General features: G+C 72.5%; 18 protein-coding genes and 1 pseudogene. 6 read left to right on the forward strand and 13 right to left on the reverse strand.

Going from position 1 to position 21,741, the window contains the following annotated elements:
• The first annotated feature begins 32 nt into the window (after positions 1-32).
• On the forward strand, positions 33-959 hold the full coding sequence (locus tag G9272_RS17255; protein ID WP_171397415.1) for a LysR family transcriptional regulator: 927 nt from the start codon (positions 33-35) through the stop codon (positions 957-959).
• Between the two features lie 376 nt (positions 960-1,335).
• Here the strand turns inward: G9272_RS17255 and G9272_RS17260 are convergent, their stop codons facing one another.
• The 3 genes and pseudogenes from G9272_RS17260 to G9272_RS17270 all read right to left on the reverse strand — a co-directional run.
• Complete coding sequence (locus G9272_RS17260; protein WP_171397416.1) at positions 1,336-1,968, reverse strand: GNAT family N-acetyltransferase; 633 nt, start codon at positions 1,966-1,968, stop codon at positions 1,336-1,338.
• Complete coding sequence (gene aroA / locus G9272_RS17265) at positions 1,965-3,236, reverse strand: 3-phosphoshikimate 1-carboxyvinyltransferase (RefSeq protein ID WP_171397417.1); 1,272 nt, start codon at positions 3,234-3,236, stop codon at positions 1,965-1,967. The genes G9272_RS17260 and aroA overlap by 4 nt, the downstream gene beginning before the upstream one ends.
• A 248-nt stretch (positions 3,237-3,484) precedes the next feature.
• A pseudogene (locus G9272_RS17270) lies at positions 3,485-4,399 on the reverse strand (EamA family transporter); the annotation flags it as partial.
• Between the two features lie 87 nt (positions 4,400-4,486).
• On the opposite strand from G9272_RS17270, the gene G9272_RS17275 reads away from it, so the two are divergent.
• The 4 genes from G9272_RS17275 to G9272_RS17290 all read left to right on the forward strand — a co-directional run bounded on the left by G9272_RS17275 (position 4,487) and on the right by G9272_RS17290 (position 9,655).
• Complete coding sequence (locus G9272_RS17275; protein ID WP_171397419.1) at positions 4,487-5,437, forward strand: LysR family transcriptional regulator; 951 nt, start codon at positions 4,487-4,489, stop codon at positions 5,435-5,437.
• A 602-nt stretch (positions 5,438-6,039) separates the two neighbouring features.
• On the forward strand, positions 6,040-7,824 hold the full coding sequence (locus tag G9272_RS17280; protein WP_171397420.1) for a glycoside hydrolase family 3 protein: 1,785 nt from the start codon (positions 6,040-6,042) through the stop codon (positions 7,822-7,824).
• Between the two features lie 125 nt (positions 7,825-7,949).
• Complete coding sequence (locus G9272_RS17285) at positions 7,950-8,582, forward strand: hypothetical protein (protein ID WP_171397421.1); 633 nt, start codon at positions 7,950-7,952, stop codon at positions 8,580-8,582.
• A 65-nt stretch (positions 8,583-8,647) separates the two neighbouring features.
• The gene (locus G9272_RS17290; protein WP_171397422.1) at positions 8,648-9,655 is read left to right on the forward strand and encodes a LacI family DNA-binding transcriptional regulator; all 1,008 of its coding nucleotides are present in this window, start codon (positions 8,648-8,650) and stop codon (positions 9,653-9,655) included.
• A 9-nt stretch (positions 9,656-9,664) separates the two neighbouring features.
• Here G9272_RS17290 and G9272_RS17295 read toward each other — a convergent pair whose 3' ends face one another.
• The 6 genes from G9272_RS17295 to G9272_RS17315 all read right to left on the reverse strand — a co-directional run bounded on the left by G9272_RS17295 (position 9,665) and on the right by G9272_RS17315 (position 14,913).
• Positions 9,665-10,480: a carbohydrate ABC transporter permease gene (locus G9272_RS17295; RefSeq protein WP_253267841.1), complete on the reverse strand. Its 816-nt coding sequence runs from the start codon at positions 10,478-10,480 to the stop codon at positions 9,665-9,667.
• A gap of 1 nt (position 10,481) precedes the next feature.
• Positions 10,482-11,372: a carbohydrate ABC transporter permease gene (locus G9272_RS17300; RefSeq protein ID WP_253267842.1), complete on the reverse strand. Its 891-nt coding sequence runs from the start codon at positions 11,370-11,372 to the stop codon at positions 10,482-10,484.
• Complete coding sequence (locus G9272_RS17305; protein ID WP_171397423.1) at positions 11,347-12,654, reverse strand: ABC transporter substrate-binding protein; 1,308 nt, start codon at positions 12,652-12,654, stop codon at positions 11,347-11,349. The genes G9272_RS17300 and G9272_RS17305 overlap by 26 nt, the downstream gene beginning before the upstream one ends.
• Positions 12,655-12,815: 161 nt before the next feature.
• Positions 12,816-12,890: a putative leader peptide gene (locus G9272_RS46195; protein WP_350328511.1), complete on the reverse strand. Its 75-nt coding sequence runs from the start codon at positions 12,888-12,890 to the stop codon at positions 12,816-12,818.
• A 99-nt stretch (positions 12,891-12,989) separates the two neighbouring features.
• Positions 12,990-14,420 (reverse strand): S28 family serine protease, encoded by a 1,431-nt coding sequence (locus G9272_RS17310; RefSeq protein ID WP_171397424.1) that lies wholly within the window; start codon positions 14,418-14,420, stop codon positions 12,990-12,992.
• 109 nt (positions 14,421-14,529) lie between these two features.
• Entirely contained in the window at positions 14,530-14,913 is a 384-nt protein-coding gene (locus G9272_RS17315; RefSeq protein ID WP_171397425.1) for a hypothetical protein, read from the reverse strand.
• A 13-nt stretch (positions 14,914-14,926) separates the two neighbouring features.
• Between G9272_RS17315 and G9272_RS17320 the strand changes: the two genes are divergently transcribed.
• Positions 14,927-15,133, forward strand: coding sequence for a hypothetical protein (locus G9272_RS17320; RefSeq protein ID WP_171397426.1), 207 nt, complete (start codon positions 14,927-14,929; stop codon positions 15,131-15,133).
• Positions 15,134-15,479: 346 nt separating this feature from the next.
• On the opposite strand, the gene G9272_RS45930 is transcribed toward G9272_RS17320, so the two are convergent.
• The 4 genes from G9272_RS45930 to G9272_RS17335 form a co-directional block, all read right to left on the reverse strand.
• Positions 15,480-15,605 (reverse strand): hypothetical protein, encoded by a 126-nt coding sequence (locus tag G9272_RS45930; RefSeq protein WP_301272135.1) that lies wholly within the window; start codon positions 15,603-15,605, stop codon positions 15,480-15,482.
• A 118-nt stretch (positions 15,606-15,723) separates the two neighbouring features.
• Complete coding sequence (locus G9272_RS17325; RefSeq protein WP_171397427.1) at positions 15,724-19,443, reverse strand: ABC transporter ATP-binding protein; 3,720 nt, start codon at positions 19,441-19,443, stop codon at positions 15,724-15,726.
• A 130-nt stretch (positions 19,444-19,573) separates the two neighbouring features.
• The gene (locus G9272_RS17330) at positions 19,574-20,632 is read right to left on the reverse strand and encodes an esterase-like activity of phytase family protein (protein ID WP_171397428.1); all 1,059 of its coding nucleotides are present in this window, start codon (positions 20,630-20,632) and stop codon (positions 19,574-19,576) included.
• 57 nt (positions 20,633-20,689) lie between these two features.
• Positions 20,690-21,541, reverse strand: coding sequence for a serine hydrolase (locus G9272_RS17335; RefSeq protein WP_171397429.1), 852 nt, complete (start codon positions 21,539-21,541; stop codon positions 20,690-20,692).
• Positions 21,542-21,741 lie beyond the last annotated feature (200 nt).

A 21,741-nucleotide genomic window follows, 5' to 3' on the forward strand; every position in this document is an offset into this window, starting at 1 on the left:
GCCAGTCCTTAAGCCAGCCTCCAAGTCAGCCCTTGGGTGCCGCCTTCTCCGTCGACCTGCGCCGGCTGACCGTCCTGCGCGAGCTGGAGCGCCGGGGCAGCCTGGCGCGGACGGCCGAGGCCCTGCATCTCACCCCCTCGGCGGTCTCCCAGCAGCTCGCCGCCCTCGCCCGCGACCTGGGCGTACCGCTCACGGAACGGGACGGCAGAGGCGTACGCCTCACCGGTCAGGCGCGGGTCCTGCTCGCGCATGCCGAGATCATCGCCGCTCAACTGGAGGAGGCCCGCGCGGACCTGGCGGCGTACGGGGAGGGCGGCCGGGGCGCGGTGACCGTCGGCTGTTTCTCCAGCGGCATCCTGGGGCTGCTGCCGGCCGCGCTGCGGGCGTTGCGGAACCGGTTTCCGCACCTGCGCGTGGACGTCGTGGAGGCCGAGCCGCCGGATCTGTTCACCGCGCTCGACGGCGGGCAGGTCGATGTGGCCGTCGCCGTCGACTTCGCGGCCGCTCCCCCGCACACCGACCGCCGTTACACCCGCGAGAACCTGCTGACGGACGTCCTGGACGTCGCCCTCCCGCCCGACCATCGCCTCGCGGAGCGCGCCGAGGTGCCGTTGCGCGAGCTGGCCACGGACGTCTGGATCGTCGGGAACGCCCTCAGCTGCTGCGGGGCGGTGACCCGTTCGGTCTGCGCGGCGGCCGGGTTCACGCCCGACATCCGGCACGACGTGAACGACTGGGCCGCGCTGGCGGGTCTGGTGGAGGCGGGGCAGGGGGTGGCGCTGGTGCCCCGGCTGGTGCGGTCGCTGTACGCCCACCGGGAACTGGCGCTGCGCCCGGCGCAGGGCGAGCCGCCGTCCCGGAACGTCTTCGTCGCCGTACGGGCCGGGGCCGAGCGGGATCCGGTGGTGGCGGCGGTGCGGGAGGAACTGCGTACGGCTGCCGCCCGCGTGCCGGCATGAGTACGCCAGGGAGCGGCTTGTGTCAGGTGACGATGGCGATGACGACCAGCGCCGCCCAGATCACGGCCACCGCGGCCCCCCCGGGCCAGGGCCACCCGGTCGAGGACACCGCCCAGCCGACCGGTGCGGCCGGCCGGCAGGGCGCGCAGCGCCCAGGTGAGCAGCAGCGACGCCCCGGCCGCGTAGGCCAGCAGGAAGACCGGGCCTTCGGCGGGAAGGTCCGGGTCCCAGGGCTCCCGCGCCTGGTTCTCCAGGTACAGGAGCATGGCGAGCGCGTACCAGAGGAGTGCGCTGCCGGCCGTGACGACGGTTTCCAGCGCCGAGGACAGCACCTCCCCGGGCCGGACGAAGCGCCGCGCCGCGTTCCTGGCGGCGCTCACCGCGCGCCCGGCAGGAATCCCGCCACCCGCTCCGCCAACTGCCGCTCGCACCGTGGCCATTCCTCCGCCGTGATGGAGAAGATCGCGGAGTCGCGCAGGCGGTCGTCCTCGCCCGGCGCCCAGGAGCGGGACCAGTTGCGCAGGACGCCCTCGAAGCGGGCGCCGACGCTCGCGATGGCCGCGCGGGAGCGGGTGTTGCGGGCGTCCGTCTTCAGGTCCACCCGGGAGACGCCCCACTGCGCGAAGGCGTGCCGGAAGAGGAGGAGCTTGGCCTCGGCGTTGACGCCCGTGCCCTGGGCGGAACCGGCCAGCCAGGTGAAACCGACCTCGACGGCGTCCAGTTGCTCGTCGGTCCGCCAGGAACGCGGCTCCCAGTACGAGGTCGCGCCGACCGCCCGGTCGGAGGCGAGGGAGATCTGCGCGTAGGGCGCGAGTCTGCCGGTCGCCGCGCGGGCGAGCTGGGCGTCGACGTAGTCACCGACCTCGTGCGCTCTCGGCACCCAGGTGAAGTCGTACGTCTGCCGGTTCTCCTCCGCCGCCACCGCCAGCTCGGCCGTGTGCCGTCGCTCCAGCGGCTCCAGGCGCACCAGCGCGCCCTCGAGAACCGGTCCCTCCAGCTTGAAACTCACCCGTCACTGCCCTTCCGCAGTACCTTCGCCAGTTCCGCGAACGCCTCGTGGAAACCGGGGAAAGTCTTGCGGACACAGCCCGGGTCGTCGAACGAGATTCCGGGGATGCGCAGTCCGGTCACCGCGAAGGACATGACGATGCGGTGGTCACCGTAGGTCTTGATGTCGGCGCCCGTGAGGGAACCGCCCGGACGAGAACCGCCCGCGCCGGGCCTGATCTCGATCCAGTCGGGGCCGGTCGCCACCTCGGCGCCCAGCCGCCGGAGATTCTCCGCGCAGGCCTCCAGGCGGTCGCACTCCTTCACCCGTGTGTTCGCCACGTCCTCGATGCGTACGGGGCCGGAGGCGAAGGGGGCGATCGCGGCGAGGGTCGGCATGGTGTCGGAGATGTCCCGCATGTTGACCGTGACGCCGTGGAGTTCACCGGTCCCGGACACGGTCGTACGGTCCGCGCCGACGTCCACCCGGGCGCCCATCCGCCGCAGTACGTCCACGAAGCCCAGGTCGCCCTGGAGCGCGCGCTCGCCGAGACCCGGCACGGTCACCTCGCCGCCGGTCAGCGCGGCCGCCGCGAAGAAGTAGCTCGCGGTGGAGGCGTCGGGTTCGATCGCGTAGGTCGTGGCCCGGTAGCCGCCCGGCGGGACGACGTACGTGTTCCCCTCGCGCCCCACCTCCACCCCGAACGCCCGCATCATCGCGATCGTGATCTCGACGTACGGCACCGAGACCAGGTCCGTGACGGTGATGCGCAGGCCGGTGCGGGTGAGCGGGCCGAGCAGGAGGAGGGCGGTCAGGTACTGGGAGGACTGGCCGGCGTCCAGCACCACGTCCCCGCCCTCGACGCCGGCCGCCCGCACGGTCAGCGGGTGGTGGCCCTCCGCCTCCTCGTGCCGCAGGTCCACGCCCAGGTCGCGCAGGGCGCGGGTGAGCGGGAGGAGGGGACGGCGGCGCATCTGCGGGGAGGCGTCGAAGCGGTAGGTGCCGTGGCCGGCGGCGGCGAGGGTCGGCAGGAAGCGTGCCGTGGTCGCGCCGTCCCGGCAGTAGACGTCGGCCTCGGCCAGCGCCGGGCCCTGCGGACGGCCGTCGACCTGCCAGGCGTCCGGTGTCCGTCCCACCCGGTAGCCGAGCCGGGTCAGGCCCTCGGCGAACCCCTCGGTGTCGTCGGAGCGAAGGGGGCGCTGGAGGGTGGTGACGCCGTCGGCTGCCGCCGCCAGGAACAGGGCGCGGGCGGTGAGGGACTTGGAACCGGGGATGTCGACGAGGGCCATGCCCCTCATGATCCCGCGCCGGTCCGCTCCGGCGCCGGTACGTCCACGGGATGGACGGGGGTCCAGGCGGTTCCCTCCGGCTGAACAACAGGTTGATCAGCGGGTGCATCAGCAGGTTGAGCAGCGGGTTTATCGGCAGGTTGAGCAGCTGATGGGACGGCAGGTCGAACGACGGGTTGAACGGCGCGTCGCGCGTCGGGGCGGACGGCGTGTCGGACGGCGTGTCGGACGGCGGCTCGACGGGCAGGCCGGGCAACCGGGCGGACGGCTGGGCGGACGGCTGGGCGGGCGGCCGGTCGCGCGGCCGTCCTCGCCGGTGCGAGCGAGGTCAGGGCCACCCCGCCCACCAGCAGTGCCGCCGCGCACCAGCGCAGGCCGCTCACCGGCTCGCCGAGGAACAGGGCGGCCGACGTCATGCCGAAGACGGGGACCAGGAGGGAGAAGGGGGCCACCGTGGACGCCGGGTGGCGGTGCAGCAGCCAGCCCCAGGCGCCGAAGCCGAAGACCGTGGTGACCCAGGCGACGTAGCCGACCGTGCCGGCGCCCTGCCAGTCCAGCGCGCGCAGCGCGGCCAGGTCCCGCGACGGGCCCTCGGTCAGCAGGGAGAGGGCGAGCAGGGGCAGCACCGGGACCGTGCTCACCCACACCATGAAGTTCAGCGGGTCCGGCGGGGAGGCCCTGCGGGTGAGGACGTTCGACGCGCCCCAGCAGGCCGCCGCCGCGATGACCAGCGCGAACGCGCCGAGCGAACCGGAGGCGCCCTCGTCGACCGCGGCCACCCCTATCCCGGCGAGGGCCACGGCCATGCCCAGCAGCCGGACCCGGGTCGGACGTTCGCCGAGCACCACGAAGGCGATGCCGGCCGTGAACACCGACTGGATCTGGAGAACCAGCGACGACAGGCCGGCCGGCATGCCCGCGTCCATGCCGACGAACAGCAGCCCGAACTTCGCCACCCCCAGCACCAGGCCCACCGCCACGATCCACTTCCAGGCCACCTTCGGGCGGCCCACGAAGAACACCGCGGGCAGGGCCGCCACCAGGAAACGCAGGGCCGAGAAGAGCAGCGGCGGGAAGTGGCCGAGGCCGATCTCGACGACGGTGAAGTTCACGCCCCAGACGGCGGCGACGAGGACGGCGAGGGCGAGGTGGGCGGGTCGCATACGCCGAGGATCACCCGCCCTGACCGTGAAGCACCAGCGATGATTACTGCATGGTTGGATGAAGGAACGCTACCGATTGGACTCACGGTGCTCGATCTCCAGCGACTGCGCGCCCTGCACGCCGTCTCCGTCCACGGCACCGTCGGCGCCGCGGCCGCCGCTCTCGGCTACACCCCGTCGGCGGTCTCCCAGCAGATCACCAAGCTGGAACGGGAGACCCGGACGGTGCTGCTGGAGCGGGCGGGGCGCGGTATCAGGCTCACCGACGAGGCGCTCCAACTCGCCGCCACGGCGAAGGAGTTGCTGGCGATCGTCGAGCGGGCCGAGACCGGGCTCGAGGAGCGGCGCGGGGTGCCGGCCGGGCGGCTGACCATCGCCGCGTTCGCCTCGGCGGCGCGCGGACTGCTGCCGTCCGTCCTCGCCGACCTGGCCCGTCGGCACCCGGCCCTGGACGCCCGGCTCACCGAGGTCGACCCGCACCTGTCCGTGGACCTGGTGGCGAAGGGGGCCGTCGACCTCGCCGTCGCGCACGACTGGGACATCGTGCCGCTGCCCGCCCCGGCGGGTGTCGAACACGCGGTGATCGGCGACGACGCATGCGATCTGCTGGTGCCCGAGGGTCATCCCTTCGCCGGGCGGACGGGCGTGCGGCGGGAGGAGCTGGGCGGTGAGCGGTGGATCTGCCAGCCGCCGGGCCGGGTCTGCCACGACTGGCTGGTGCGCACGCTGCGGACGGCGGGGCACGAGCCCGACCTCGTCCACACGGCCGAGGAGAATCCGACCCTCGTCGCCCTGGTGGCCGCCGGCCTCGGGGTCGCGCTCATCCCCCGCCTCGGGCGCGGCCCACTGCCGGCCGGGGTCGTGGAGGTCCCGCTCGACCCGACGCCCGTACGGCGGCTGTACGCACTGTGGCGCACGGGGGCGGCCCGGCGTCCGGCGATCGCGGAGGCGGTGCGGGTACTGCGGGAAGAATGGCCGAGGGCGTCGGCCCACCAGGCCCCTCGGGCCACCGACCGCACGCCCCCTGGCCAGGGCTGAACAGCCGCACCCCGGACAGCCGGGGCCCGACAGCCGCACACCGGACAGCCGGGCCCGACAGCCGGGGCCGCGCAACCACACACCGGACGGCCTGCCCCGCGTGACCGCACGCCCGACAGCCAGGGCCGGATGACCGCACACCGGACAGCCGGGGCCCGACAGCCGCACACCGGACGGCCCGGGCCGGATGACCGCACACCGGACAGCCGGGCCCGACAGCCGGGGCCGCGCAACCACACACCGGACGGCCTGCCCCGCGTGACCGCACGCCCGACAGCCAGGGCCGGATGGCCGCACACCGGACGGCCGGGGCCCGACGGTGGTCCCATCGGGCTCTCGTGTCGCATTCGCACCGACTTCCGGGAAACGGGGCGGGACCGGGAACCCTGGCCGAACTCCGCTCGTCCAACTCCCAAGCTGTCGGACGAGTCACCTCGGTGCGGTGTCGGCCCTCGCTGCTGGCTGCGATCGCTGACCCACCCTCTCCGCCGCACCGCGGCCCGGCAGTCGAGCCGTCATCGGCGCGCCCCCCTCCAATGCGCCGATGGCGGCGCCTTCCGCGGGTAGCGTGCGCCACCGGCCCCCCACCGGAAGGAGCGCACATGCCCTCCAGACGCACCGTCCTCGCCGCCGGCGCGGGCGTCACCGCCACCCTCGCCGTCGGTGGTTCGGCGCACGCGGACGACCGTCGGCCCGGCGAACTCCTCGCCCGTATGACCCTGGAGGAGAAGGTCGGCCAGGTCTTCGTCTCGCGGGTGTACGGCCACTCGGCGACCGCGCCCGACCAGGCCGACATCGACGCCAACCTCCGCGAACTCGGCGTACACACGGCCGCCGAACTGCTCGCCCGCTACCGGCTCGGCGGGATCATCTACTTCGGCTGGGCGCACAACACCCGCGACCCGCGGCAGATCGCGGACCTCTCCGACGGCATCCAGCGGGCCTCCCTCCAGCAGCCGCGCGGCCTGCCGGTGCTGATCTCCACCGACCAGGAGCACGGCGCCGTCTGCCGGGTGGGCCGCCCCGCCACCCTGTTCCCGGGCGCCATGGCGATCGGCGCCGGGGGCAGCCGCGCCGACGCCCGTACCCTCGGCCGCCTGGCCGGCCGTGAGCTGCGGGCGATGGGCATCCGGCAGAACTACTCCCCCGTCGCCGACGTCAACGTGAACCCGGCCAATCCGGTCATCGGCGTCCGCTCCTTCGGCGCCGACCCGGCCGCGGTGGCCGCCCTGGTCGCGGCGGAGGCGGAGGGCTACCGGGCGGCGGGAGTGGCGGCGACCGCCAAGCACTTCCCCGGGCACGGCGACACCGCCGTCGACAGTCACACCGGCTTCCCCGTCATCACCCACTCGCGCGAGGAGTGGGAGACGCTGGACGCGGTGCCCTTCCGGGCGGCGATCGCGGCCGGCGTCGACTCCCTCATGACCGCCCACATCCTGGTGCCCTCCCTCGACGGATCCGGTGACCCCGCCACCCTTTCCCGTCCGATCGTCACCGGCATCCTGCGCGAGAAGCTCGGCTACGACGGGGTCGTGGTCACCGACGCCCTCGACATGGCGGGCGTGCGTACGAAGTACGGCGACGACCGGGTGCCGGTGCTCGCGCTGAAGGCCGGTGTCGACCAGCTCCTCAACCCGCCGGACCTGGACGTGGCCTGGAACGCCGTCCTGGAGGCCGTACAGGACGGGGAGCTCACGGAGCGGCGGCTCGACGCGTCGGTCCTGCGGATCCTGCGGCTGAAGTCGCGGCTGGGGCTGTTCGACGAACCGTACGTCGGCCCGGCCGACGTGGAGCGGACGGTCGGGGCGCCGGAGCACCTCGCCGCGGCCGACCGGATCGCCGAGCGGACCACGACGCTGCTGGTCAACGAGGGGCCGTTGCTGCCGCTCTCGCCCCGGACGCACCCCCGGCTCCTGGTGGTCGGCGCCGACCCGGCCTCCCCCACCGGCACCACGGGCCCACCCACCGGCGTCCTGGCCGCCGCCCTCACCGAACTGGGGTTCAGGGCGACGGCCCTGGCCACGGGCACGGCTCCCTCCGCCGAGACGATCGCCGGGGCGGTCACGGCCGCGGCCGCGGCGGACGCCGTGGTGGTCGCGACCTACAACGTCACGGCGGCCGACGCGCAGCGGACGCTGGTCGAACAACTGGCGGCGACCGGACGGCCGGTGGTGGCGGTGGCCGTCCGCAACCCGTACGACGTGGCCCGATTCCCGTCCGTCCGGGCCTGCTTGGCGGCCTACTCCTGGACCGACGTCGAACTGCGGGCCGCCGCCCGGGTGATCGCCGGGGCGGTCGAGCCGCGCGGGAAGCTGCCGGTGCCCGTGCGGCGGGCGGACGATCCGACGCAGGTGCTGTATCCGATCGGGTACGGCCTGACGTACTAGGCGTACGCCGACCGCCGAGCGCGTCCCCCGCACCGCGCGCAAAGCGCCCCGCGCGGCTGGCGTGCGGCCGGCGTCGCGGGTCACGCTGGTCAGGCCCTGTTCGCCGGGGCGGGTGGGGGAAGCCGATGCGCGGGAGACGACGGTCCGTGGGGGTGGTGGCCTGGACGCTGACCGCCGCCCTGGCCCTGGGCGGGTGTCGGATCCTGTCGTCGGACGGAGCCGGGGCCGGCCCGTCGACGGCGGCACGGACGCCCTCCTCGCTGGCCCCCGTCTCGGGCTTCGGCACGGAGTTCCTCGCCGTCGGCGAGTGCAGCTCCTTCGGAACGACCAGCTTCACCGAGGTGCCCTGCGCCGGTGAACGGGCCGCGGCCCGGGTGGACGCCCGGTACGACGGGAAGATCGGCGAGGGCCCACTGTGCCCGCCGGCCACCGACTTCGTCCTGCACATCGGCGAGCAGCCCGCGCACGGCGGCACCGGCACCGTCCGGCGGGGCTACGCCTGTATGCGCAACCTCCAGCCGCCCCACCCCGGCGACCCGGGCGCCGGCGGCGGCCCCCGCACGGTCGTCGGCGACTGCGTCTACGGCGCGGGCAGCGGGCAGGTCCGCGAGACGGCGTGCGACGGCTCGGGCACGCGGAAACCGCAGTACAGGGTGACGGAAGCGGTACCCGCACGCGCCGACTGCCCGGCGTCCACCGCCCTCTACGTCCAGCTCGGCGGCGGCACGGATCCGGTGGGCTGCGCGCGGCCGGTGTGAACGGCCGATGTCGGCTGCCCCGGGAACCCGATCAGCCGCTCCGTCCACGGCCGTATGGTGGGCCGATGCGCGCAGGGATCGGGCTCAGGGAGGTGGCCGAGCGGGCCGGGGTGTCCATGCGGACGGTGTCCAACGTGGTCCGCGGCACCGGGCGGTTCTCCGAGACCACGCGAGAGCGGGTGCAGCACGCGGTCGAGGAGCTCGGCTACCGGCCCAACACCGCCGCCCGGCGGCTGCGCACCGGCCGCAGCGGAGTTCTGCTGCTCGCCGTGCCCGACCTGTCCATGCCGTACTTCGCCGAGCTGGCCGGACATCTGCTGCGGGAGGCCGCGGGACACGGCCGCACCCTGCTGGTGGAGGCCACCGGGGGACGCCCGGAGGCCGAGCTGGAGATCGTCCTCGGCCGGACCGATCCCCTGGTCGACGGGGTGATCCTGAGCCCGCTCGCGCTCGACGACCGGGCCGCCGCCCGGGCCGGGTCCACCGCGCCGCTGGTGCTGCTCGGCGAGCGCGTGCACGACCTGCCCTGTCCGCACGTCACCATCGACAACACCGGTGCGGCCCGCGAGGCGACCGCGCATCTGCTGGCCCGCGGCCGCCGCCGGATCGCGGTGATCGGCCGCCAGACCGTGCCGCACGCCGCGACCTCCGCGACCCGTCTGGCCGGTCACCGGCAGGCCCTGGAACGAACCGGGCTGCGCTACGACGAGACGCTCGCGCCGCCCGTCGCCGCCTACCACCGGGCCGACGGCACCGCCGCCATGCGCGCCCTCCTCGACCTGCCCGAGCCGCCCGACGCGGTGTTCTGCTTCGCCGACGCGCTGGCCCAGGGCGCCCTGCACGCCGTACGGGAGCGGGGGCTGACGGTCCCCGGGGATGTCGCGGTCGTCGGTTTCGACGATGTCGAGGAGGCCCGCTACACCGCTCCCCCGCTCACGACGATCGCCCCGGACAAGCGGGAACTGGCCCGGCTGGCGGTGACGGCCCTCGTGGACCGGACCGGCGGGCGGGCCCCGGCCGAGTCCTCGGTGCTGATCGCCGGACACCGGCTCGTCGTCCGGGAAAGCACCTAGGACGGGCCCCTACCCCCGTACCGCCCCCGCCGTCAGCCCCGACACGAAGTGGCGCTGGAGCAGTACGTACACCACGACCACCGGCGCCGACGCGATGACGACCCCGGCGAACAGCAGCGGGTACTGGGTGAGGAACTCGCCCTGGAAGTCGAGCAGGGCCAGCGGCAGCGTGCGGTGTTCCTGGGAGCGGACGAACAGCAGCGGGTACAGCAGGTCGTTCCAGTCCATGACGAACAGGAAGATGCCGGTGGTGGCGAGGGCCGGGCGGGTCAGCGGGAGCGCGATCGAGCGGAACGCCCGCAGCGGGCCCGCGCCGTCCAGTTCCGCCGCCTCGTACAGCTCCTCCGGGATCGTGCGTAGGAACGCGCCGAGGATGAACACGGCCGTCGGCAGCGTCATCGTCGTGTCGACGAGGACCAGACCGAGGAGGCTGTCGGTGAGACCGAGCCGGTCGAAGAGGACGTACTGCGGGACGATCGCCGCCTGGGCGGGCACCGCCAGCCCCGCCACCAGCACGCCGAACACCGCCCAGCCCGCCCGGCCGGGCATCCGCGCGCAGAAGAACGCGGCCAGGCTCGCGACGACCAGGGTCAGCAGCACCGCGCCCGCCGTGACGACGAGGCTGTTGGTGAACGCCGCGCCGAGTCCGCCCTCGTCCACCGCACGGCGGTAGTTGTCGAGGGTCGGCGAACCGGGCGGCGACAGCGGGGAGTCGAAGAGCTGGGGCAGCGTCTTGAAGGTGCCGAACAGCACGACGAGCAGCGGCAGGACGACGGCCGCCGCGCCCAGCAGGAGCACCACGGGTCGGATGGTCTTGTGCAGCACGTCAGGCAGCCCTCCGCAGCGCCCGCCGCTGCACCCAGGTGAGCAGCGCGATCAGCGCCATGAACACCAGGGACTGGGCGGCCGCGTAGCCGAACTCGTTGTTGGAGAAGGTGGTGTAGACGCGGGTGGAGAGCAGGTCGAGGGCAGGTCCCGGCGGGTTGCCGCCGAGACCGAGCACCAGGTCGAAGGCCTTGAAGGACTGGACGGTGGTGTACGCGACGACGATTCCCGTGGCGGGGGCGACGAGCGGCCAGGTGATGTGGCGGAAGCTGTCCCAGCGACCCGCGCCGTCCAGCTCGGCCGCCTCGTACAACTCCCTCGGTATCGCCTGGAGTCCGGCGACGTAGACGACCATCATCTGCCCCGCGTGGAACCACACCTGGGTCACCGCCAGCCAGAACACGGCCGTGTCCGGGTTGCCGAGGTACACCGACTGCCAGGAGTCCAGCCCCACCGCGCGCAGGCCCGAGTTGAGCAACCCGCCGTCCGGGTCGTACACGAACCGCCACACGAACGCGACCGAGACCGAGGACAGCACGGTGGGGAGGAAGAACAGGGCCCGCAGCAGGGTCGAGGCCCTCGTCGTCCGGACCAGGTACAGCGCGAGCAGCAGGGCCAGGGCCGTCTGGGCGAGGACCACGGTGACCGTCAGCTTGAGGTTGTTCTCCGCCGCGTTGCGGAACACGTCGTCGCCGGTGGCGAGTTCGGTGAAGTTGCGCAGGCCGACGTTGTCGTAGGTGGTGCTGTAGCCGTCCCAGTCGGTCAGCGCGTACTGCACCGCCTGGGCGGTGGGGTAGGCGAAGAAGAACAGGTAGAGGGCCAGCGCGGGCACCGGGAAGAGCCACAGTGCCCGCGTCGCGCGGCGGCTACGCGCGCTTCTGGTCGATGACACGCTGGGCCTCCTCGGCCGCCTGCGCCGGCTTCTTCCCCCCGACGACCGCCACGGTCGCGTTCTCGACGGCCGTGCGGATGTCGAGGTTCAGGAACTGGAAGCGGGGTGCGAGCAGCGTCTTCTTCGTCAGCCAGGGTGCGACGGCCTTGAGGTCCGTGTTGGTGTAGTCGACGCCCTGGACGGTGACGTGCTGGCCGGTGCCGTTGGCGTAGACGCCCGCGTTGGCCGGGTCGCCGAGGAACTCCAGGAAGGCGTAGGCGGCGGGCTGGACCTTCGAGGCGCTGTTCACGCCGAGGATGAAGGTGGTGTTGAAGACGCCCTCGTACTTCGCCTTCCCGGCCGCGGTGGTGATCGGCGCGAGGAGGTCGAAGGGGAACTTCGCGCCGAGCGCGCGTACGCCCGCCATCTGGAAGGAACCGGTGGCCAGCAGGCCCGCTCTGCCCTGTGCGAACAGTTGGGTGACGGCGTCCGTGGTGGAGCCGGTGGCGCGCGTCTGGAGGTACGGGACGAGCTGGGCGTACTGCTCCAGCGTGGTGAGGAACCAGTCGTCGGTGACCTTGTAGGCGCCCGACTCGATCTTCGTGAACGCGTCGTCGGTGGGCGCGTTGTTCATGACCATCGTGTTGAGCAGCTGGCCCGCGTTGGCCGCGTCGCCGCCGGGCCAGGCGAGCGGGGTGTAGCCCTTGGTCTTCAGGTCGTCCAGCAGCTGGAGGAAACCGTCCCAGTCCGTCGGCGCGGCGGTGTGGCCCGCCTTGTCGAGGGCGTCGGTGTTGGCGAGCGGCATGTTGAAGACCAGCTGGTAGGGCAGCCCGTACTGCACGCCGGCCTGTGCGCCGGGGCCTATGAGGTTCGCCCGGTAGTTGTCGACGGCGGCCGTGCCGGTCAGCGGCGCGTACACGCCGGCCCTGACGATCTGCTGGAACTGCGCGCCCCGGAACGCGGTGAACAGGTCACCGGTCTTCGAGCCCTGGATGCGACGCAGGGCGGTCGACTGGTAGTCGGCGGAGGGGGCGATGTCCTGCTCGACCCCGGCGTCCGGGTACTTCCGCACGAACGCCTTGATCAGGTCGGCGATCACCGCCTTGTCCTCGGCCCGCCAGTGGGCGAAGGAGACGGTCCCCTCGGGGGTGCCGGAGGTGGCGAGGGCGGCGGGGGAGGCGCTGGAGGACGTCGCCCCCGAGCCGCCGCCGGGACCGGCGCAGGCGGCAGCGGCGAGGCCGAGGCCCGCGGCGCCGAACAGGCGGAGGGCTGCTCTTCTGTCGAGGGAACGGGGAGAGGACATGGCGGGGTTCCTTAGGCGGGGTCGGGCGCACTCGCCGCACCGGATCGCTCGCGGATGCAACGTTGAATCACGTCGGAGACGGGACGCCGCGGGCGCACGACGAAAGGAGATACGGCAGAGGGGGGAAGAGGAAAGAAGGCGCCGGGAAAAGGGCGCGCGGGTCAGCTACACAGCGCGGTGGCGACCCTGAGCAGGTCGATGTGCGCGCGCTTCACGAGCTCGACACCGGATTCCATGAGGCGGGACTATACACACCACCGGTGAACGACACGACGGCCGACCGGCAGGTGAGCCGGCCGGCCGTCGGGGCCGCTGTGCGCGGGGAGTTCACGGTGTCACGGGCGCAGCGCGGGCTCCCGCTCCACGTCCCGGACGTCCAGCTTCGCGTCGAACTTCGCCAGTGGCTCTGCCTGCGAGACGGCGGTCGGCGCGACGCCCGCCCAGGCCAGGATCCGGGCCGTGGCCAGCGTCTTCTGGTCGGCGACCAGGCCGGCGACGTTCGCGCCGTGGTTCAGGCCGGGGGCCGTGAAGACATAGCTGTCCTTCGCGCCCTTGCCGAGCCGGAAGCGTTCCGCGCCCCACGGGTCGTTCTGGCCGTAGACGAAGAGCATGTGATGGGCGTTGTGCTTCACCCAGGTGTCCACGTCACGCATCGCCCGCGGCTGGAACTTCATGGTGATGTCGCGGGGGACGAAGTTCCGCGGGGGCTGGTAGCCGTAGCGGATGTACTTCTTCTCGATGGACGGGAAGTGGATGGTGGGGGCGCCCAGTTGGGTGCCCGCCTGGTAGTAGTACGGGGTGTACGGGGTCAGGCCCTGGTCCGTGTAGAACGAGAAGCCCGAGATGGTGTCGATGGACGTCCAGATCTCGTCGTCCGTCGCCGTGGCCGCGTCTCCCGGGATCGACTCGCAGTCGGACAGCAGGCTGTACTGCCAGAAGCCCCAGACGTAGTCGAGGACGACCGCCTCGTAGGCGCGGTCCAGGCCGCCGATGGTGTCGAAGGTGAAGCCCTCCGCGGCCGCGTAGTCCGCGTACTTCTTCTCCAGCGGCTCCCGGCGCACCAGCGCCTCGCGCTGTACGGCGTTGAGGCGGTCGCGGCACTCCTTGGTGCCGACGCTCGCGAAGAAGCGGTCGTAGGCGGAGTCCTCGTCGTTGACGACGTCGTTCGGGGCCACGTAGGCCACCACGCCGTCCATGTCCCTGGGGTAGAAGCGCTCGTAGTACGTCGCTGTCATGCCGCCCTTGGAGCCGCCCGTGGAGATCCAGTTCTTGGTGTAGATCTTCTTCAGTGCCTTGAAGATGCGGTGCTGGTCGCTCGCCGCCTGCCAGATGTCCAGCTTGGACCAGTCGGCCGGGTCGGGGCGGGAGGGCGTGAAGAAGCGGTACTCCATGGAGACCTGGTTGCCGTCCACGATCTGGGTGGGCTCGCGGCGGCTGGGGGTGGTGGAGACGTTGTAGCCGCCGGTGTAGAAGACCGTGGGGCGCGCGGTGTCCTTGTGCAGCACGGTGATCCGCTGCTGGAACGTGCCCTTGGCGGGGTGCCGGTGGTCCACCGGCTGGGTGTAGTTCAGGACGAAGTAGCGGTAGCCGGGGTACGGCTTCTCCTCGACCAGGCTCATACCCGGTACGGCGAGGAGCCGGTCCTTGATGTCCGTGCCGGCGGTGGCCTTGGGCTCGGCGGCGGTGGCCGCCCCTGCCGTGGCCGCCGAGCTCAAGGTGCCTATGAGCACCGTGAGCGCCAGCAGCCATCTGAGCGCCTTGCGCATGCGCGTGCACCCTCCCTGTGAGACAGATGTGCGTCGCCGGAAGCTATCGGAGCAACACCCGTCACACCAGAGGGGGTTGACGGACCGTGCGGTCACGTCGCAGGCCGACTCAGCAGAGGATCCAGCCCGAGCGGTACGAACCGCCGGCCACCGCGCCCGTCACCCGCACACACCGGTGCCCCGCGTAGACCCTGGCCGACGGGGAACTACGCGTGTGCTTCCTCGACTTCGACACGGCGACATGGCCGCGCGCCTGCACGCTCACCGAGATCAGCCGCTTGGTGCCGGGGTTCTTCTGGACGGTGAAGGCGCAGACGTAGCCACCGTCCTTGTAGACCAGCACGGAGCCGGTGGAGAAGGACAGCGTCCGCACCTTCCGGCCCGTGCAGGACGAGGCGGAGGTCGCGGCCTGGGCGCTGCCCGGCGCGACGACGGCGAGCAGCCCCGACACGATCAGCAGGACCAGCCCGAGCACCAACCGCCGGACTGTCACGCTTCTCGCACCTGTGCCCACGGTCCCCGCCCCTCCCACGTCCGCCGTACACCCGATCGCCGTACCGATGTACGGACGCACGACACCCGCCGAATGGTTGCCCTCACACCGCCGCGGGCTCGTCCTCGCCGACGAAAGTGCGCCACAGGCGGGCATACCGTCCGCCCAGGGCCAGGAGAGCGTCATGGGTGCCGTCCTCGACGACCCGGCCGTGGGCTGAACCTCCCACTGTCGCCCTCACACCGCTCGGCCCTGGCGGGCCTCCCGGGCTTCGGGACGACCGGCCGGACTCCATCCGGCTCGCCGACCCGCCGACAAGGCCCCCGGCCACGACACACCGGCGCCCTCACACCGCCGCGGGCTCATCCTCCCCGACGAAAGTGCGCCACAGGCGGGCATGCGTCATGGGTGCCGTCCTCGACGACCCGGCCATGGGCTGAACCTCCCACTGTCGCCCTCACACCGCTCGGCCCTGGCGGGCCTCCCGGGCTTCGGGACGACCGGCCGGACTCCATCCGGCTCGCCGACCCGCCGACAAGGCCCCCGGCCACGACACACCGGCGCCCTCACACCGCAGCGGGCTCGTCCTCGCCGACGAAAGTGCGCCACAGGCGGGCATACCGTCCGCCCAGGGCCAGGAGAGCGTCATGGGTGCCGTCCTCGACGACCCGGCCGTGGGCTGAACCTCCCACTGTCGCCCTCACACCGCTCGGCCCTGGCGGGCCTCCCGGGCTTCGGGACGACCGGCCGGACTCCATCCGGCTCGCCGACCCGCCGACAAGGCCCCCCGGCCACGACACACCGGCGCCCTCACACCGCCGCGGGCTCGTCCTCCCCGACGAAAGTGCGCCACAGGCGGGCATACCGTCCGCCCAGGGCCAGGAGAGCGTCATGGGTGCCGTCCTCGACGACCTGGCCGTGGTCCATGACCACGACTCGGTCCGCTCGGGCGGCGGTGGTCAGGCGGTGGGCCACGACCAGTGTGGTGCGGCGGCCGGCCAGGCGGTCCGTGGCCTGGTTGACCTGGGCTTCCGTGGCCAGGTCGAGGGCGGCCGTCGCCTCGTCGAGGAGCAGGACGTCCGGGTCGACGAGCTCGGCGCGGGCCAGCGCGATCAGCTGGCGCTGGCCGGCGGAGAGGTTGCGGCCGCGCTCGGCGACCTCGTGGAGGTAGCCGCCGTCGAGGGTGGCGATCATCTCGTGCGCGCCGACCGACCGCGCCGCCGCCTCCACCTCCGCGTCGGTGGCGTCGGGCCGGCCGTAGGCGATGGCGTCGCGGACGGTGCCGGGGAAGAGGTACGCCTCCTGCGGGACGACGCCCAGCCGGTGGCGGTACGAGGTGAGGTCGAGGGCGCGCAGGTCCGTGCCGTCGACGGTGACCCGGCCGCCGGTGGGGTCGTAGAACCGGGCCACCAGCTTGACCAGGGTCGACTTGCCCGCGCCGGTCTCGCCGACGAAGGCGACCGTCTGGCCGGCCGGGATGCGCAGCTCGATGCCGGTCAGGGCCTCTTCCTCGGCGCCGTACTTGAAGTGCACGTCCTCGAAGGCGATCTCGCCGCGCAGCGAGAGGACCTCCTCCGGCTCGTCGGCGGACTTCGTGGACGTCGGCTCCCGGAGCAGCTCCTGGATCCGGCCCAGGGAGACGGTCGCCTGCTGGTAGCCGTCGAAGACCTGGGAGAGCTGCTGGACGGGGGCGAAGAACAGGTCGATGTAGAGGAGGTACGCGACCAGCGCGCCGGTGGTGAGGGTCGCCGCGTCCACCCGGCCGGCGCCCGCGATCAGGACCGCCGCCGCCGCGACCGACGACAGCAGCTGCACGAACGGGAAGTAGATCGAGATCAGCCACTGGCCCCGGATGCGCGCCGCGCGGTAGCTGTCGCTGCGCTCCGCGAACCGTGCCGCGCCGTCCCGCTCGCGCCCGAAGGCCTGCACGATCCTGAGCCCGGACACCGACTCCTGGAGGTCGGCGTTGACGGTCGACACCCGCTCGCGGGCCAGCTCGTACGCCTTCACGCTCGCCCGGCGGAAGAAGTACGTGGCGACGACCAGGGGCGGGAGCGTGGCGAAGACGACCAGCGCGAGCTGTACGTCGATGACCAGCAGCGCGCCCATGATGCCGAAGAAGGTGACGACCGAGACGAAGGCCGTGACCAGGCCGGTCTGGAGGAAGGTGGAGAGGGCGTCGACGTCCGTCGTCATCCTCGTCATGATCCGGCCGGTCAGCTCCCGCTCGTAGTAGTCGAGTCCGAGACGCTGGAGCTGGGCGAAGATCTTCAGCCGGAGGGTGTAGAGGACGCGCTCGCCGGTACGGCCGGTCATCCGGATCTCGCCGGTCTGCGCGACCCACTGCACCAGCACGGCGAGCAGCGCGAGCAGCGAGGCCGCCCAGACGGCACCCAGCGCCGCCCGGGTCACGCCCTGGTCGATGCCGTGCCGGATCATCACCGGCAGCAGCAGACTCGTCCCGGCGTCGACGGCGACCAGGCCGAGGCTGACGAGAAGGGGCGCGCCGAAGCCGCGCAGCAGCCTGCGCAGGCCGTAGGACGCCTCCGGCCGGACCGCCTGCCGCTCGTCGACGTCGGGGGTGTCGACGAGCGGCGGCAGCGCCTCGATCTGGGCGAGCAGCTCGGGGGTGGCCGGCATCCCGGAGAGGGCGGTGTCCTTCGGCTCCCGGTCGCCGGTCCACAGCCGGGGGGTCACCCCGCGCTCGGCGTCGAACTCGGCGTCCAGTTCGTCGCGGACGGAGGTGTCCTCGCCCGGCACCACCGGCTGGGTGTGGCCGGGCGAGACCCCGCCGAGCTCGTCGGGGTCGGTGAGCAGGCGGCGGTAGAGCGCGGAGCGCTCCTGGAGCTCCTCGTGGGTACCGAGATCGGCGAGACGGCCGGCGTCCAGGACGGCGATGCGGTCGGCGAGGTTGAGGGTGGAGCGGCGGTGGGCGATGAGGAGCGTGGTGCGGCCCTGCATCACCTGTTTCAGGGCCTCGTGGATCTCGTGCTCGACCGCCGCGTCCACGGCGGAGGTCGCGTCGTCGAGGACCAGCAGGCGCGGGTCGGTGAGGATCGCCCGGGCGAGCGCGACCCGCTGGCGCTGGCCGCCGGAGAGGGTGAGGCCGTGTTCGCCGACCGTCGTGTCGTAGCCCTGGGGCAGCTCGGCGATGAACCGGTCGGCCTGGGCGGCGCGGGCGGCCGCCTCGATCTGCTCCTGGGTGGCTTCGGGACGGCCGTACGCGATGTTGGCGCGGACCGTGTCGGAGAAGAGGAACGAGTCCTCGGGGACCAGACCGATCGCGGCGCGCAGCGAGTCGAGGGTGAGCTCGCGGACGTCGTGGCCGCCGATGAGGACGGCGCCCCGGCTGACGTCGTAGAAGCGGGGCAGCAGGAGGGAGACGGTGGACTTGCCGGAGCCGGAGGAGCCCACCACCGCGAGGGTCTCGCCGGGGCGGATCTCGAAGGTGAGGCCGTCGAGGACGGGCCGGCCGGGGTCGTAGCCGAAGGTCACGTCGTCGAACTCGACGGTGGCGGGGGCGTCGGCGGGCAGTTCCTTGGTGCCGTCCTTCATCGACGGTTCGGTGTCGATCAGCTCCAGGACGCGTTCGGTGCCGGCGCGGGCCTGCTGGCCGACCGTGAGGACCACGGCGAGCATCCGTACCGGGCCGACGAGCTGGGCGAGGTAGGTGGAGAACGCGACGAAGGTGCCGAGGGTGATGTGGCCGCGCACGGCCAGCCAGCCGCCGAGCGCCAGCATGGCGACCTGGCCGAGGGCGGGGACGGCCTGGAGGGCGGGGGTGTAGGCCGAGTTCAGGCGGATCGTGCGCAGCCGGCCGGCGAAGAGCCGGCGGCCGACCTCGCGCAGTTTGCCGGTCTCCTGGTCCTCCTGGCCGAAGCCCTTCACGACCCGTACGCCGCTGACGGCTCCGTCGACCACACCCGCGACGCCCGCCGCCTGGGCCTGGGCGTACCAGGTGGCGGGGTGGAGCTTGGTACGGCTGCGCCTGGCGATGTACGCGAGGGCGGGTGCCACGGCGAGGGCGACCAGGGTGAGCGGGAGGGACAGCCAGGCCATGACGACCAGGGAGATCAGGAAGAGGAGCAGGTTCCCGATCGTCATCGGGAGCATGAAGAGCAGACCCTGGATGAGCTGGAGGTCGCTGGTGGCGCGGCCCACGACCTGGCCGGTGGACAGCTCGTCCTGACGCCGGCCGTCGAGGCGGGTGATCGTCTCGAACATCTCGGTCCGCAGGTCGTGCTGGACGTCGAGGGCGAGGCGGCCGCCGTAGTAGCGGCGGACGTAGGTGAGGACGTAGACGAGTACGGCGGCGGCGAGCAGGGCTCCGGCCCACAGGCCCATGCCCCGGGTGTGGTCGCCGATCACATCGTCGATGATCACCTTGGTGACCAGCGGGACCAGTGCCAGGACGGCCATGCCGGCGAGCGAGGAGCCGAGCGCGAGCACCACGTTCGTCGGGTGGCGCCAGGCGTACCCGGCCAGTCTGCGCGCCCAACCTCGCCGCTGCTCCCCCTGCTGCACTGCCACGCCGGCGCCTTCCTGTCGTCCCAGTCGTCCTGGTCTGCCGGAAGGCACCAACGCCGAAGGAAGCGGATTTCATCCCTCCGCAACAATCGGGGACACACGGTCACAGCCGGTCAGCGGCGGTCGGACCCGGTCAGACGCGTACGCGCAGCCGGTAGAAGCGGGTCGTCTGCGCCGCGTTCTGGTTGTCGTCGCTGACCAGGAGCACCTCCAGGCGGCCCTTGGCGCGGCCGGTGATCACCATGCCCTCGATGTTGTCGAGCAGCGGGTTCGGCTGGGGCTGCTTGGCGGTCGCTCCCCGTGACGGGCAGTTCACGATGTCGGCGAGGAGGGTCTTCTTCACCAGGCGCACGCCGTCCTGGCCGGTGAGGTTCGCGACGCCGCCGGTGTCCGTGGCGTGGCGGGGGTCGGCCAGGTAGAGGCGGACCGTGTTGCCGACGCCGGTGGTGAAGCCGCGCTCCAGGACGAGGAGCCGACCGTCGGGCAGGGCCTGGACCTCGGGGACGCCGAGGCCGGAGTCGGCGCGGTAGCCGTACTGGGCCGAGAGCGCGAACCGGCCGTGCTGCCGCCGCCAGGTCTGGAAGCGGACGATGCCGGTGCTGTCGCCGGAGATCGCGTACTCCATCGACGCGAGGAGGGTGCGCCCGCCCGGCAGCAGCGTCAGGCCCTCGAAGGTCTGGTTGGACGTGGCGCGGCCGGCCGGGGCGACGAGGAGCGAGGACGGGACCGGGAGGCGGTCGAGGATCCTGCCGTCACGGCTGTAGCGGCGGATGGACGGCTCGGTCTCGGAGGTGATCAGCCGGGTGCCGTCCCGGTCGATGGCGAGACCCTCGCTGTCGAGTGCGGCGCCGCTCTCGTCGGCGAGCGGGACGACCGACTTCGGGGCGAGCGTCTTGGCGTCCAGGCCGAAGAGCGAGGAGCGGTCGGACAGTGCGGCGAGGGAGCCGTCCCGGTCCAGGGCGAGCGCGGAGAAGTTGCCGACGAAGGTGCCGTCGAAGGTCGTCTTGTCGAGGGCGTCGGAGAAGCCGTCGAGGGAGACGGCCGGTGAACAGGCGTTGCTCGTGGCCGTGCCGGTGGCTGTGCTCGTGGCCGTGCCGGTGGCCGGGTGGGCGTTCGCGGGCCCGGCGGCGGTGAGAGTGGTGGCCGCCGCCAGGCCGGCGGTGAGGGTGGCGAGTACGGTTCGCAGGCGCATGGGCGTCACCGTAGATCGGGTCGGTGACGTGCGGTGGGACACCGCGTAAAGGCTCGTTCAGGAGGCGGCCAGGTCCTTGTGGATGACCTTGGCGACGCCCTGAATGGTCGTGATGCCGTAGTTCATGGTGCTGTTGCCGTGAGTGAGGACGGTCATGACGTAGTCGTGGCCGCCGCCCTTGAAGGTGCCGACGCTGTGCACCCGCCAGCCGTGCGTGGCGCGCGACAGCCACCCGTTCTTGACGTGCCAGCTGACCCCGGCCGGCCTCCCGTAGGGGGTGCCCCAGCGCTGCGCCGAGATGACCTTGCCCATCAGCGTGTTGACGTAGGCGCGCGAGGCGTCGGTCAGGACCGTGTTCTTGGCGGGGAGCAGCTTCAGCAGCTTCTGCTCGTCGGTGACGGTGATCTGGGTCAGGCCCCAGTAGCCGTTCGCGCCCGGCTTGGTCTGCGTCATCTTCGCGGCCGTCAGAAAGTTCTTGATCTTCGTCGTGCCGAGCTGCTTCCACAGGGTGGAGGTGGAGGCGTTGTCCGACTTGGTGATCATGGCCGTGGCGAGGGTCTTCTCACGGCTGGTCAGCGCCCGGCCGGTCTTCTGCGCGTCCCACAGCAGCGCGGAGAGGACGGTGACCTTGACGACGCTGGCCGAGTCGAAGGCGGTGGAGGCACGCAGGGTGCAGGTGGTGTTGGTGGTGCGGTCGTAGAGGCCGACGGCGATCGTGCCCTTGCGGTTCGCGAGTGCGGCGGTGATGTCCTTCTTCAGCTTGGCCGCGAGCCCGGCCTTGGCCGACGTACAGCTGACGGTGGGGGTGGCGGCCACGGCGGGCGCGGCGGCCGCCACGCCGGATATGAGGACGCCGGCGGTGAGCCCGGCGCCGAGCAGCCTTCTGCTTCTTCGTGTCCGGTGAGTCATGACCTGTTGACACACAAGTTCGTACGAAAGGTTGTACGCATCGCCAAGGTTGTGTGCGTCACCAACGTTGTGTGCGTCACCAACGTTGTGTGTGCGTCACCTCAAGTATTGGGGAAAGCCTGGGCAACGCGTTACCGCGGCCTGTGCGTTCTCACAGGCGGCGGCCAGCTCGACCACAGCGACCACCCACAACGGCCGTA

This window comes from Streptomyces asoensis, from assembly GCF_013085465.1.
GTDB classification, from domain to species: Bacteria; Actinomycetota; Actinomycetes; order Streptomycetales; family Streptomycetaceae; genus Streptomyces; species Streptomyces cacaoi_A.